The sequence below is a fragment of the Shinella sp. JR1-6 genome, from assembly GCF_004284735.1.
In the GTDB taxonomy this organism is placed as follows: domain Bacteria; phylum Pseudomonadota; class Alphaproteobacteria; order Rhizobiales; family Rhizobiaceae; genus Shinella.
Window position 1 is genome coordinate 24,281 of record NZ_SHMI01000009.1, and the last position, 14,159, is coordinate 38,439.

13 protein-coding genes are annotated in these 14,159 nt (G+C 64.0%); 11 read left to right on the forward strand and 2 right to left on the reverse strand.

Going from position 1 to position 14,159, the window contains the following annotated elements; all coding sequences use genetic code 11:
• The first annotated feature begins 87 nt into the window (after positions 1-87).
• The 5 genes from EXZ48_RS17050 (at position 88) to EXZ48_RS17070 (ending at position 3,889) form a co-directional block, all read left to right on the forward strand.
• Positions 88-1,173, forward strand: coding sequence for a fatty acid desaturase family protein (locus EXZ48_RS17050; protein WP_130517216.1), 1,086 nt, complete (start codon positions 88-90; stop codon positions 1,171-1,173).
• 25 nt (positions 1,174-1,198) lie between these two features.
• Positions 1,199-1,513, forward strand: coding sequence for a MocE family 2Fe-2S type ferredoxin (locus EXZ48_RS17055; RefSeq protein ID WP_024270176.1), 315 nt, complete (start codon positions 1,199-1,201; stop codon positions 1,511-1,513).
• Positions 1,514-1,565: 52 nt separating this feature from the next.
• Positions 1,566-2,789: an NAD(P)/FAD-dependent oxidoreductase gene (locus EXZ48_RS17060; protein WP_130517218.1), complete on the forward strand. Its 1,224-nt coding sequence runs from the start codon at positions 1,566-1,568 to the stop codon at positions 2,787-2,789.
• A gap of 19 nt (positions 2,790-2,808) precedes the next feature.
• Positions 2,809-3,603, forward strand: coding sequence for a 3-methyl-2-oxobutanoate hydroxymethyltransferase (locus EXZ48_RS17065; protein WP_050744126.1), 795 nt, complete (start codon positions 2,809-2,811; stop codon positions 3,601-3,603).
• A gap of 61 nt (positions 3,604-3,664) precedes the next feature.
• Positions 3,665-3,889 (forward strand): hypothetical protein, encoded by a 225-nt coding sequence (locus tag EXZ48_RS17070; protein WP_023513188.1) that lies wholly within the window; start codon positions 3,665-3,667, stop codon positions 3,887-3,889.
• A 112-nt stretch (positions 3,890-4,001) separates the two neighbouring features.
• Here EXZ48_RS17070 and EXZ48_RS34915 read toward each other — a convergent pair whose 3' ends face one another.
• Entirely contained in the window at positions 4,002-4,505 is a 504-nt protein-coding gene (locus tag EXZ48_RS34915) for a hypothetical protein (protein WP_050744127.1), read from the reverse strand.
• Positions 4,506-4,516: 11 nt separating this feature from the next.
• A complete protein-coding gene (locus tag EXZ48_RS17075) occupies positions 4,517-5,524 on the reverse strand; it encodes a LysR family transcriptional regulator (protein WP_050744128.1) in 1,008 nt (335 codons plus the stop codon).
• 256 nt (positions 5,525-5,780) lie between these two features.
• On the opposite strand from EXZ48_RS17075, the gene chvE reads away from it, so the two are divergent.
• The 6 genes from chvE to araD all read left to right on the forward strand — a co-directional run bounded on the left by chvE (position 5,781) and on the right by araD (position 14,118).
• On the forward strand, positions 5,781-6,854 hold the full coding sequence (gene chvE / locus EXZ48_RS17080) for a multiple monosaccharide ABC transporter substrate-binding protein (protein WP_024270174.1): 1,074 nt from the start codon (positions 5,781-5,783) through the stop codon (positions 6,852-6,854).
• A gap of 121 nt (positions 6,855-6,975) precedes the next feature.
• Positions 6,976-8,511 (forward strand): multiple monosaccharide ABC transporter ATP-binding protein, encoded by a 1,536-nt coding sequence (gene mmsA, locus EXZ48_RS17085; RefSeq protein ID WP_024270173.1) that lies wholly within the window; start codon positions 6,976-6,978, stop codon positions 8,509-8,511.
• Entirely contained in the window at positions 8,511-9,719 is a 1,209-nt protein-coding gene (mmsB, locus tag EXZ48_RS17090; RefSeq protein WP_024270172.1) for a multiple monosaccharide ABC transporter permease, read from the forward strand. Before mmsA ends, mmsB begins: the two co-directional genes overlap by 1 nt.
• A gap of 127 nt (positions 9,720-9,846) precedes the next feature.
• Positions 9,847-10,842, forward strand: coding sequence for an AraD1 family protein (gene araD1 / locus EXZ48_RS17095; protein WP_130517220.1), 996 nt, complete (start codon positions 9,847-9,849; stop codon positions 10,840-10,842).
• A 48-nt stretch (positions 10,843-10,890) separates the two neighbouring features.
• Entirely contained in the window at positions 10,891-12,324 is a 1,434-nt protein-coding gene (locus EXZ48_RS17100; protein WP_050744229.1) for an aldehyde dehydrogenase family protein, read from the forward strand.
• Between the two features lie 54 nt (positions 12,325-12,378).
• Entirely contained in the window at positions 12,379-14,118 is a 1,740-nt protein-coding gene (gene araD, locus EXZ48_RS17105; protein ID WP_130517222.1) for an L-arabinonate dehydratase, read from the forward strand.
• Positions 14,119-14,159 lie beyond the last annotated feature (41 nt).

Here is a 14,159-nt window from a genome sequence, read left to right on the forward strand (position 1 = left end):
GATTGAGGGATGCAGGCAAGGACGGTATCGTTTGTGCATCAGACAAGGCGGGGCGTGCAGGTGACGCCGCAAGGGAGGATACGAGGGATGAAGCCGACGAAGCGGGACTACAGCCTTCTTGGCCGTGACGCCGAGGCCGCCGTGGCCAACGGCCTGGCCGCTGCCGAGTGGTATCACACCGAGATCGCCCGCAAGGAGATGAAGGCGCTGATGCAACGCGGCGACGGGCCGGCGATCCGCGACACCGCCATCTGGCTCGGCACCATGCTGGTCACCGGCGCTGCCGGCATCTGGCTGTGGGGCAGCTGGTGGGCGGTACCGTTCTTCCTCGTCTATGGCGTACTCTATGGATCGGCCTCCGACAGCCGCTGGCACGAATGTGGCCATGGCACGGCCTTCAAGACGATGTGGATGAACGATGCCGTCTACCAGATCGCCTGTTTCATGATCATGCGCAATCCGGTGACCTGGCGCTGGAGTCACACGCGCCACCATACGGATACGGTCATCGTCGGCCGCGATCCCGAGATCGCCGTGATGCGCCCGCCGGATCTCGCGCGCCTCGTGCTCAATTTCTTCGGCCTGTTCGATGCGTGGCATGCCGTCATCGACATGCTGTGCAACGCGGCGGGCGTGATGAGCGCGGCGGAAAAGACCTTTATTCCCGCCTCCGAGCAGCCGAAGGCGATCCGTATCGCCCGTATCTGGCTTGCCATCTATGCCGCGACCATCGCGCTCTGTTTCGCGCTCGGCTCCATCCTGCCGGCGATGCTGATCGGCCTGCCGCGGCTCTATGGCGCCTGGCACCATGTGCTTACGGGTCTCCTGCAGCATGGCGGCCTTGCCGACAACGTCATCGACCACCGGCTGAACAGCCGAACGGTCTACATGAATCCGGTCAGCCGCTTCATCTACTGGAACATGAACTACCATGTGGAGCACCACATGTTCCCGATGGTGCCTTACCACGCGCTGCCGCGGCTGCACGCCATGATCAAGCACGACTTGCCGGCGCCGAACCCGTCCATGTGGCACGGCTATCGGGAAATGATCCCCGCCTTCCTGCGCCAGCTTCGCAACGAGGACTATTTCCTCAAGCGTGATCTGCCCGCGACGGCGCGGCCCTACAAGGAAGAATTCCACAGCGAGGCGGCCGTCGCGGCCGCCGAATAACCAGCACGCCACCGGAGGAGAGACCATGAGCGACACCTGGGTAGAAGTCTGCGCAGCGGACGAGATCGACGAGGAGGACGTCGTCCGCTTCGACCATGCGGGCCGCACCTTCGCGATCTACCGCAGCCCGGAAGACACCTATCACGCGACGGACGGGCTCTGCACCCACGAGAAGATCCACCTCGCCGACGGGCTGGTGATGGATCACATCATCGAATGTCCCAAGCACAACGGCCGCTTCGATTACAAGACCGGTGAGGCAAAGGGCGCCCCGGTTTGTGTCGACCTCAAGACCTATCCGGTCAAGGTCGAGGGCGGCACGGTCTTCATCGGGCTCTAGCTTTCTTTGTTTTCGCGGTTCCGGCTGCCGGAACTGCCGGGAGGATCTCGTCATGGCGGATTTCGTCATCGTCGGCGCCGGCGAATGCGGCGCGCGCGCAGCCTTTGCGCTGAGGGAAAAGGGTTTTGATGGCACGATCACCCTGATCGGGAATGAGGACCATCTGCCCTATGAGCGTCCGCCCCTCTCCAAGGAGGCGCTGGTCGCCGGCGACGGCCCGAAGCTTGTCGCGGACGCGGAGCGCTATGCCGCCGCCGGTATCGCGGTGCTTTGCGGCCGTCCGGTCATCGAGATCGACCGGACGGCCCGGCGGGTACTGCTCGGCGACGGTACGGCGGTCCCCTATGACAAATTGCTGCTGGCGACCGGTGCGCGCCCGCGCAGCCTGCCGGGCACGGTTTGCGGCGGGCGCATCGCCGCCCTTCGCAGCCATGACGATGCCGCACGCATCCGCGCCTATCTGGTGGAGGGAAGCCATATCGCCATTCTCGGCGGCGGCTTCATCGGCCTGGAGCTGGCGGCGAGCGCCCGCAAGCTCGGCGCGAGCGTGACCCTCATCGAGGGCCTGCCGCGCATTCTCAGCCGCGGCGTGCCGGCGGAGATCGCCGCGATCGTCGCAAGCCGCCATGCGGAAGAAGGCGTCGAGGTGCTGTGCGCTGCGAAGGTTGCCGGCATCGAAGAGCGGCCGGGCGAGGTTCGCCTCACGCTGGAAGACGGCCGCGTCGTTGCGGCCAGCCTGCTGGTCGTCGGCATCGGCGCGGTGCCGAACACGGAACTGGCGGAGATGGCGGGGCTTGCCGTGGACAATGGCATCGCTGTCGACGGCCTGCTGCGCACCTCCGATCCGGATATCCTTGCAGCCGGCGACTGCACCTCCTATCCGCTGCCGCTCTACGGCGACCGGCGCGTCCGGCTCGAATCCTGGCGCAATGCGCAGGAGCAGGGTCAGCTTGCGGCGGCCAACATGCTCGGCGGCGGCGAGGCGCATAGCGCCGTGCCGTGGTTCTGGTCGGACCAGTACGACATGACGCTGCAGATCGCCGGGCTGGCCGACGACGCGGCGATGACCGTGCGGCGCGACCTCGGCGAGGGGGCCTTCATCCTCTTCCATCTGGATGCCGCGGGCCGGCTGATCGCGGCAAGCGGCATCGGCAAGGGCAATGCGGTCGCCCGGGACATCCGCCTTGCGGAAATGCTGATCGCCGCCCGCCGCCATCCCGATCCTGTCGCGCTTGCCGCGCCGGAAACCAAACTGAAGACGTTGCTTGCCGCCTGAAGGGCGGTCCGGAGGACAGATGAAGATCAGAAGACCAACCGTTGCCGACCTCAAGGCAATGAAGGGCAAGCGGCAGCTCACCATGCTGCGCGTCGTGACACTGGAGGAGGCGGAGGCCGCCGAGAAGGCGGGTGTCGATCTCGTTTCCGTGCCGCCAGCGCTGCTGGGCCCGGCCTTCCGGGAGGCGGCGCCGACTGTCTTTGCCTTTCCGGGGCTGGAATACGGCGATCTCGTCACGGCGGACGACTATCTGCGCAGCGCCTTCCAGGCGATGAAGGCCGGGGGCGATGCGGTCTATTGCGCCGCCGGGCTTTCCACCGTCCGGCGCCTGCGGGAGGAGGGCATCCCGGTCTGCGGCCATGTCGGGCTCATTCCCTCCAAGGCCACCTGGACGGGCGGCTTCCGCGCCGTTGGCAAGACGGCCGAGAGCGCGCTGGAGATCTTCCGGCAGGTGAAGGCACTGGAGGAGGCAGGCGCCTTCGCGGCGGAGATCGAGGTGGTGCCGGGCGAGATCGCCACGGCGATCAGCGCGAGGACAGGGCTCGTCATGCTCTCAATGGGGGCGGGCACGGGCTGCGATGCGCAATACCTCTTTGCCGAGGATGTGCTCGGCCAGAATCGCGGGCACTATCCGCGCCATGCGAAGGTCTACCGCAACTTCGCTGCCGAATATGACCGGCTGCAGCTGGAGCGCATCGCGGCCTTCCGCGAATATGCCGACGACGTGCGCTCGGGCGCTTATCCGGAAAAGGGCCATCTCGTCGATATCGCGCCAGCCGAGCTTGCAGCGTTCCTCGATCGGCTCGATGCCTGAAAGCCGGTTCCCTCGCACGGGAAAACCGCCTATGTAGGCGCTGAAGCGTGAGGAGACGTTCATGAAGTTCATCGATCCCGACCATCCGTTCTACCGTCCGCTCTGGCGGCGGCTGCTTTTGGTTGGGATCTGTGCTGCCTGGACGGCGGTGGAATTCTACAATGGCGAGCAGACCTGGGGCACCATCTTCCTCGTCGTCTCGGCCTATGCCTTCGCGCAGCTCATCCTCTTCTTCAAGCCGTCCGATCCGGCCGCAAAACCGCCAGAGCAGGAGCCGAAGGGCTAACGCAATTCCAGCAAGAGTGCGAAGCGGTTTTGCGTTCGGAATTGCGTTGAAACCGGAATTGGAGCGTTTTAGCTTTTCGTAGAAAAGCGGAAATGCTCGGAGGGGCATCGTCTCAGCGCGCCAGGCCGAGGCTTTTTTCGACATTGATCCGCCGGATGGTCTCGTCGATCAGCATGTTGGCGATCTTCATGCGCAAGGTCGCATTGGCGCGCAGCTCTTCCGGCGCGCGGTCGGGGTGGTTTTCCCGGGCAAAGGCACGCCGGCGGGCGAGCAGTTCGTCCACGCTTTCCTTGCCGTTGAGACAAAGGTCGCTCGCCACCTCCTCCGGCGCGATGCGCAGGAGATGCGGTGGGGGTGGCGGGGGCTCGGCAGCAGCCGGTTGTTCCGGCTCCACAGGGGCAGGTTCCTCGTAGAGATCGAGATAGGCGGCTGCAGCCTGCGAGCCGGACATGAAGGCGCCGCCCGTGCCGAGGCCGGCGAAGCCGGAGGGCAATCCGCGCACTTCGGCCGGCCCCCCATTATCGTGCCCTTCATCGGCCGCCTCTTCCTCAGCCGCGTGGCGTGCCTCGGTCTTCAGCCGCTCCAGCACGGATTCGAATACGGTCATGCCGAACATGAAGGACCTCCTCAATCCGGCGAAAGCATCCGGCTGCGTTGCAGGATCAGATCATAGAGCAGTTTGGCGCTCGGCGGCAGCGCCCTGCCTTTGACCGAGATAAGGCTGTACGGCTTGATGTCGATCTCGAAATCGGTGTTGAGGATGCTGATTTCACCCGCCTGCGCGCCGACATCGGCGATGAAGACGGCCATGTCGCGGGCGACGGGGGCGATGGCGTTCGAGCCGCAGACGATGGCGGTCGTCAGCAGAATGGACGAAGTGTTGACCACGGTGGAGGGCAGCGGCACGCCGGCAGCGAGGAACAGTTCCTCGATGCGCCGGCGAAGCAGTGTGCCAGCCGGCTGGAAGACCCAGTCGTAGTGCGGCAGGTCGGCAAGGCTGGCGGCGGGTTTTTCGAGCAGCGGATGGCCCTTGCGCACGATGAGGCAAGCCTTTTCGATGCCGATCTCGGTGACGTTGAAGAGCCGCGGATTGAGATCGTCGGGCACGCGGGCGATGATGAAGTCCTGCCGTGCCGCCAGAAGCTCCCGGGCGAGCACGTTGCTCGTCTCCACGCGCACATTCACCTCGATGCCGGGATAGGCGGCGCTGACCTGCTGGATCGCCGGGACGGCGAGGCTGATCGCCGGCGCCGTCACCGAGCCGAGGAAGACCGAGCCGCCGGTGCCGGATTTCAGGGCGGAAAGCTCGCGGTCGACTTCGCGCAGTTCGAGAAGGATGGTGCGCGCGCGCCGCGCAAAGGCCCGGCCGAAGGCGGTGAGCGCCACGCCCCGCGAGACACGCTCGCACAGCTGCGCCTTGAGGATGGTCTCCATTTCCGTCAGCATGCGGGAGGCGGCGGGCTGGGATATGTTCAACGCATCGGCAGCGGCGCTGACCTGCTTGTGCTCCTCGATGGCGACGATCATGCGCAGGTGACTGAGCTTCAGGCCGCTGCGCAGGAGGCCGACGTCCTTGAGATCCCCGCCGCCCTCGCCGGGGAAGAGCTGTTCGTCGATATCATCGTCTAAACGCATGGTTATCTCGATCGGTAAAAATAGTATATATCTGCCTCCATATACCAGTTTTGATATCGAAATAGAAGTTCATTGCATTTGACAGTTATGGCAATTCGGTAGACGTTGCGCCAATGTGCGCTGGGGTCCTTGGGAGTGGGGACCGGCGGGCTCCATGCCTTCCAGTCCAGGCCGTCGTCTGAATGCGACCCCGCCCGTGCACAGAACAATGCCTGGCCGCAATTTCGGCCAGTGCGCACCAGGGAGAGACCTTTCAATGAAAATGATCACTTCGCTCCTCGCCGCCGCCGCCATCAGCGTCGCGTCGTTCGTGGCGCCGGCCTTCGCCCAGGACAAGGGCATGGTCGGCATCTCCATGCCCACCAAGACCTCGACCCGCTGGATTTCCGACGGCGAGACGATGGAAAAGCTCTTCAAGGACGCCGGCTACACGCCGGACCTGCAGTTTGCTGACGACGATATTCCGAACCAGCTCGCCCAGATCGAGAACATGGTGACGAAGGGTGCCAAGGTCCTCGTCATCGGTGCCATCGACGGCACGACGCTTTCCGACATCCTGCAGAAGGCCGCCGACGCTGGTGTGAAGGTTATCGCCTATGACCGCCTCATCCGTGATTCCGGCAATGTCGACTATTACGCCACCTTCGACAACTTCCAGGTCGGCGTTCTCCAGGCCACCAGCCTCGTTGATGGCCTGAAGGCAAAGTTCCCGGACACCAAGCCATGGAACGTCGAACTGTTCGGCGGTTCGCCTGACGACAACAACGCCTTCTTCTTCTACGATGGTGCGATGTCCGTCATCCAGCCGCTGGTCGACAAGGGTGACATCGTCATCAAGTCGGGCCAGACCGGCATGGAAACGGTCGGCACGCTGCGCTGGGACGGCGCGGTCGCGCAGGCCCGCATGGAAAACCTGCTGTCCTCGACCTACACCGATGGCCGCGTCGATGGCGTCCTGTCGCCCTATGACGGTCTCTCCATTGGCATCCTGTCGGCCCTGAAGGGCGTCGGCTACGGCTCGGGCGACCAGCCGATGGCTGTCGTCACCGGCCAGGACGCGGAGCTGCCGTCCGTCAAGTCGATCCTCGCCGACGAGCAGTATTCGACGGTCTTCAAGGACACGCGCGAGCTTGCCAAGGTCACCGTCGGCATGGTCAACGCGCTCCTGGAAGGCAAGGAGCCGGAAGTGAACGACACCAAGACCTACGACAATGGTGTCAAGGTCGTCCCGTCCTACCTCTTGAAGCCCGTTGCCGTCGACAAGTCCAACGCGGAAAAGATCCTCGTGACGGACTCGGCCTACTACACGGCCGACCAGCTGAAGAACTGATCGTTTCTTCCTTCTCCGGGGTTCGCGCTGCGACGCGCGAACCCTCTTTTCTCCGGATCGCAGAGCGAATAGGCTCGGCTTCCCCATCGATGGGTGATGGCCGGCCGCTGGAAACTGGTACATGAGCAAGACCCTTCTCGAAATGCGCGGCATCACGAAGACGTTTCCGGGTGTGAAGGCCCTGGACAACGTCAACCTGAAGGTCCGCGAAGGCGAGATCCACGCCCTTGTCGGCGAGAACGGCGCCGGCAAATCCACCCTCATGAAAGTGTTGAGCGGCGTCTATCCGGCCGGCTCCTACGAGGGCGAAATCCATTTCGACGGCGAAGTCCGCCGTTTCTCCACGATCTCGGACAGCGAGCATCTGGGCATCATCATCATCCACCAGGAGCTGGCGCTGGTGCCGCTCCTGTCGATCGCCGAAAATATTTTTCTGGGCAACGAAGTCGCGACGAACGGCATCATCGACTGGAAGCTCGCCTTCCGGCGTACGCAGGAACTTCTGAACAAGGTCGGCCTCAAGGAGCCGCCGGGCACGCTGATCACCGATATCGGCGTCGGCAAGCAGCAGCTCGTCGAGATCGCCAAGGCGCTCTCCAAGAAGGTGCGCCTGCTCATCCTCGACGAGCCGACCGCCTCGCTCAATGAAAAGGATTCCGATGCGCTTTTGAAGCTGCTGATGGAGTTCCGCACGCAGGGCATGACCTCGATCATCATCTCGCACAAGCTGAACGAGATCAAAAAGGTCGCCGACCAGATCACCATCCTGCGCGACGGCGGCACGGTCGAGACGCTGGACTGTCATCACGAGGACATTTCAGAGGACCGCATCATCAAGGGCATGGTCGGCCGCGAGATGGAAGACCGCTACCCGCCGCGCGAGCCAAAGATCGGCGAGACGCTGCTGGAGGTGAAGAACTGGAACGTCTTCCACCAGCACCATCGCGACCGGCAGTTCCTGCACGATATCGGCTTCACCGTGCGCGCCGGCGAGGTCGTCGGCATTGCGGGCCTGATGGGGGCGGGGCGCACCGAGACGGCGATGAGCCTCTTCGGCAAGAGCTGGGGCCACAAGATTACCGGCGATGTCTTCATGCGCGGCAAGCCGGTGGATGTGAGCACGATCCCCAAGGCGATCGAGGCCGGCCTTGCCTATGTGACCGAGGACCGCAAGCAGCTTGGTCTCGTGCTGATCGACAACATCATGCACAACACGACGCTCGCCAATCTCAACGGCGTTTCCAAGGCGACGATCATCGACAATCACCAGGAAGCCAAGGTCGCCTCCGGCTATCGTCAGAAGCTGCGCATCCGCTCGCACTCGATCTACCAGGAAGCGGTCAATCTTTCGGGCGGCAACCAGCAGAAGGTGGTGCTGTCGAAATGGCTCTTCACCAATCCCGAGGTTCTGATCCTCGATGAACCCACGCGTGGCATCGATGTCGGCGCGAAGTTCGAAATCTACACCATCATCAACCAGCTTGCCGCCGAGGGCAAAGGCATCCTGATGATCTCTTCGGAGATGCCGGAGCTGCTCGGCACCTGCGATCGCATCTATGTCATGAACGAAGGACGCATCGTGGCCGAGCTTTCAAGGGCGGAAGCAAGCCAGGAATCCATCATGCGCGCCATCATGCGCTCCGGGGAGAAACACTAATGTCCACCGATACCGCGACCAAGACGACCCAGCCCTCGGTGGGAGACTACCTGCGCAAGAACATCCGCGAGTACGGCCTGCTCGTCGCGCTCGTCGTCATCATGATCTTCTTCCAGGTCATCACCAACGGCGTGCTCTTCCGCCCGGTCAACATCACCAACCTCGTGCTGCAGAACTCGTTCATCGTCATCATGGCGCTGGGCATGCTCCTGATCATCGTGGCGGGGCATATCGATCTCTCGGTCGGCTCGATCGTCGCCTTCATCGGCGCGATCTCGGCGATCATGCTGGTGAAATGGGGGATGCCGGCGATCATCGTCGTGCCGCTCTGCATCTTCGTCGGCGCGCTGATGGGCGCAGCGCAGGGCTATTGGGTCGCCTACCAGAAAATCCCGTCCTTCATCGTCACGCTCGCCGGCATGCTCGTCTTCCGCGGCATGACCTATGTCGTGCTCGGCGGCCGCCCGGTTGGCCCGTTCCCGAAGGACTTCCAGATCCTTTCCACGGGCTTCGTGCCGGACTTCCTGTCGCTCACGGATCCCGCGACCAGCCTCATCAAGAACTATTTCGCCCTTCTCGTCGTCATCCTGCTCGTCGGCTATGCCATCTATGCCGGGCTTCGCGAGCGCCGCATGAACGCGCTGCACGAGACGGAGAACGAGCCCTTCGCCTTCTTCGCCGTGCAGATGGCGATCATCAGCGCCGTGGCGATCTTCCTTGGCTTCCAGCTCTCGACCTATCGCGGCCTGCCGAACGTTCTTGTCGTCATGGGCCTGCTCATCGCGCTCTACACGTTCGTCACGACCCGCACGACGATCGGCCGGCGCATCTACGCCATGGGCGGCAACGAGAAGGCGGCGAAACTCTCGGGTATCAACACCGAGCGGCTGACCTTCTACACCTTCGTCAACATGGGCGCGCTTGCGGCGCTCGCCGGCATGATCATCGCGGCCCGCCTCAACTCGGCGACGCCGAAGGCCGGGGTCGGCTTCGAGCTCGACGTCATCGCGGCCTGCTTCATCGGCGGTGCCTCCGCGTCGGGTGGTGTCGGCAAGATCACCGGCGCGGTTATCGGCGCCTTCATCATGGGCGTCATGAACAACGGCATGTCGATCATGGGCATCGGCATCGACTACCAGCAGCTCATCAAGGGGCTGGTGCTGCTCGCGGCCGTGTTCTTCGACGTCTACAACAAGAACAAGGGCTGACCGGGGACCGGTCCGCCCATGGGTTGCCAACGTGTTTGACCGGCTGCGGATGCAGCCAGTGCGGTGACGTCTGTCCGCCGCAGGTGCGAAGCTTTGGCTTGGTCCAGGCTTCAGGAAGGAAACGAAAATGCTGATGTCACAGGTAGCGAATGCCGACGGTTCGATCACGGTGGTCGTGCGCGAGGAAGGCGGCGAGGGCCGTGCGGTGAAGGGCGCGGGCAGCGTCTACGCGCTGGCCATGGAAGCCGCCAACAGCGGGCAGTCTCTGAAAGCCGTCGTCGACGAAAGGGGGTTCGGCGAGGTCGTCGACCTGGAGGCGGCCTATGCCGCGGGCCGGCTGCTGTCGCCGATCACCCATCCGGACGCCGCCCATCTCCATCTGACCGGCACGGGTCTCACCCATCTCGGCTCGGCCGCCACGCGCGATTCCATGCACAAGAAGACGACGGAGGCGGCCGAGGAAACCTTGACCGATTCCATGAAGATGTTCCGCATGGGTCTCGAAAATGGCAAGCCGAAGCCGGGCGAGAAGGGTGTGCAGCCCGAATGGTTCTACAAGGGCAACGGCACGCAGGCCGTGGCGCCCGGCAGCCCGCTCACCTCCCCAGCCTTCGCGCTCGATGGCGGCGAGGAGCCGGAGATGGCCGGCATCTATGTGATCGCCGCCGATGGTTCGCCCTTCCGTCTCGGGTTTGCCGTTGCGAACGAGTTCTCCGACCATGTGACGGAGCGCATCAACTATCTCTACCTTGCCCATTCCAAGCTCCGCCAGGCGAGTTTCGGTCCGGAAATCCGCATCGGCGCCGCGCCGGATGATATCCGCGGTTTCTCGCGTATCGTGCGCAATGGCACGGTGCTGTGGGAAAAGCCCTTCGTCTCCGGCGAGGCGAACATGTCCCATACCTTCGCCAATCTCGAATACCACCATTTCAAATACGGCCTGTTCCGTGCGCCGGGCGACATCCACGTCCACATGTTCGGCACGGCGACGCTCTCCTTCGGTGACGGCATCCGCACCGAGACTGGGGATGTGTTCGAGATCGGGGCGGATGGTTTCGGCTTGCCGCTGCGCAATCCGCTGGCCATTGCCCGGGAAGAACGGATCGAAATCCGCCAATTGTAAGGGATGTGCCGCCTTCGCGCGGCGCGGGACAGACAGGAGGCCTTACCCATGACCATCCACCAGAACCTGATTGCCGGCGAGTGGGTCGGCTCGGATGCGATCAAGAACATCAACCCGTCGAATACCGGCGACGTGGTGGGGGAGTATGCCCGCGCCTCCGTCGAGGATACCAGGGCAGCGATCGCGGCGGCGAAGGCCGCTTTTCCGGGCTGGTCGCGTTCGGGCATCCTTGAGCGTCACGCGATCCTGCGGAAAACCGCCGACGAGATTCTGGCCCGCAAGGACGAACTCGGCCGGCTGCTGTCGCGCGAGGAGGGCAAGACGCTGGCCGAAGGCATCGGCGAGACGGTGCGCGCCGGCCAGATCTTTGATTTCTTCGCCGGGGAATGCCTGCGGCTTGCCGGGGAGACGCTGCCGTCCGTGCGTCCGAACATCGGCGTCGAGATTACCCGCGAGCCGGTTGGCGTCGTCGGCATCATCACGCCCTGGAATTTCCCGATCGCCATCCCCGCGTGGAAGATCGCCCCGGCGCTTGCCTATGGCAACACCGTCGTCTTCAAGCCGGCCGAACTGGTGCCCGGCTGTTCCTGGGCGATCGTCGACATTCTCGTGCGCGCCGGCCTGCCGAAGGGTGTCCTGAACCTCGTCATGGGCAAGGGCTCCGTCGTCGGGCAGACCATGCTCGACAGCCCCGATGTCAACGCCGTCACCTTCACCGGCTCCACCGGCACCGGAAAACGCGTGGCGCTCGCCTCCGTCGAGCATAACCGCAAGTATCAGCTCGAAATGGGCGGCAAGAACCCCTTCGTCGTTCTCGACGATGCGGACCTTTCTGTCGCTGTGGAAGCCGCCGTCAACTCGGCCTTCTTCTCGACCGGCCAGCGCTGCACCGCCTCCTCGCGCGTCATTGTCACCGAGGGCATCCACGACAAGTTCGTCGCGGCCGTTGGTGAGCGTTTGAAAGGTGTGGTCGTCGACGATGCACTGAAGGCCGGCACGCATATCGGCCCGGTCGTCGATGAAAGCCAGTTGAAGCAGGACACCGATTATATCGAGATCGGCCGGAAGGAAGGCGCAAAACTCGCTTTCGGCGGCGAGCTTCTGAAGCGGGACACGCCCGGCTTCTATCTTTCGCCTGCGCTCTTTACCGAGGCGACGAACGACATGCGCATCTCGCGGGAAGAGATCTTCGGCCCCGTCGCCGCCGTCATCCGCGTCAAGGATTACGAGGAGGCGCTGGCTGTCGCCAACGACACGCCCTTTGGCCTCTCCTCCGGCATCGCCACGACCAGCCTCAAGCATGCGACGCATTTCAAGCGCAATGCGGAGGCCGGCATGGTCATGGTCAACCTGCCGACAGCGGGCGTCGACTTCCATGTGCCCTTCGGCGGGCGCAAGGGCTCGTCGCATGGCCCGCGTGAGCAGGGCAGATACGCCAGCGAATTCTACACAACCGTCAAGACCGCCTACACCCTGGCGTGAGACAAAGGCCGCTCGGCGACCCCATGCCGAGCGGTCCCTTCAAGGACTGAGGACATGAAAAAGAAAGCTGAGTGGCCGCGCAGGCTGAGATCGCAGGAGTGGTACGGCGGCACCAGCCGCGACGTGATCTACCACCGCGGCTGGATGAAGAACCAGGGCTATCCGCACGACCTGTTCGACGGTCGCCCGGTCATCGGCATCCTCAACACCTGGTCGGACATGACGCCGTGCAACGGGCACCTGCGGGAGCTCGCCGAGAAGGTAAAGGCCGGTGTCTGGGAGGCGGGCGGCTTCCCGCTCGAAGTGCCCGTGTTCTCGGCCTCGGAAAACACCTTCCGCCCGACCGCGATGATGTACCGCAATCTTGCCGCGCTCGCGGTGGAGGAGGCGATCCGCGGCCAGCCGATGGATGGCTGTGTGCTGATGGTTGGCTGCGACAAGACCACGCCGTCCCTGCTGATGGGGGCGGCTTCGGTCGACCTGCCGGCGATCGTCGTCACCGGTGGCCCCATGCTGAACGGCTATTTCCGCGGTGAGCGGGTCGGCTCGGGCACGCATCTTTGGAAGTTCTCCGAAATGGTGAAGGCCGGCGAGATGACGCAGGCCGAGTTCCTCGAGGCCGAGGCGTCGATGAGCCGTTCGTCGGGCACCTGCAACACGATGGGCACCGCCTCAACGATGGCCTCGATGGCCGAGGCGCTGGGCATGGCGCTGTCAGGCAATGCCGCGATCCCGGCCGTCGATTCCCGCCGCAAGGTCATGGCGCAGCTCACCGGCCGGCGCATCGTGCAGATGGTCAAGGACGACCTGAAGCCATCAGAGGTCATGACGAAGGAAGCCTTCGAGAACGCCATCCGCACCAATGCGGCCATCGGCGGCTCGACCAATGCGGTGATCCACCTGCTCGCCGTCGCCGGCCGGGTCGGCGTCGATCTGACGCTGGACGATTGGGATCGCTGCGGCCGCGACGTGCCGACCGTCGTCAACCTGATGCCGTCGGGCAAATACCTGATGGAGGAGTTCTTCTATGCCGGCGGCCTGCCGGTGGTGCTGAAGCGTCTCGGCGAGGCCGGCCTCCTGCACAAGGATGCGCTGACGGTCTCCGGCGAGACGATGTGGGATGAGGTCAAGGACGTCGTCAACTGGAACGAGGACGTGATCCTGCCGGCGGAGAAGGCGCTGACCCAGTCGGGCGGCATCGTCGTGCTGCGCGGCAATCTCGCGCCGAAGGGGGCGGTGCTGAAACCCTCGGCCGCTTCGCCGCATCTCCTGACCCATCGGGGCCGGGCGGTCGTCTTCGAGGACATCGACGACTACAAGGCCAAGATCAACGACGACGCGCTCGACATCGACGAGACCTGCGTCATGGTCATGAAGAACTGTGGGCCGAAGGGTTATCCGGGCATGGCCGAGGTGGGCAATATGGGCCTGCCGCCGAAGGTGCTGAAGAAGGGCATCACCGACATGGTGCGCATCTCCGATGCGCGCATGTCCGGCACGGCCTATGGCACCGTCGTCCTACACACCTCGCCGGAAGCGGCCGTCGGCGGGCCGCTGGCCGTCGTCAGGAACGGCGACATGATCGAGCTCGACGTGCCGAACCGCCGCCTGCATCTCGACATTCCCGAGGAGGAATTGGCCCGTCGGCTCACCGAATGGAAGCCGCACCACGACCTGCCCACATCCGGTTACGCCTGGCTGCACCAGCAGCACGTCCAGGGCGCCGATACCGGCGCCGATCTCGATTTCCTCAAGGGTTGTCGGGGCAGTGCGGTTGGCAAGGACAGCCACTGAACTTTTCGGGCGCGCTCTTCGGATCACGCCCGTCTTTTTTC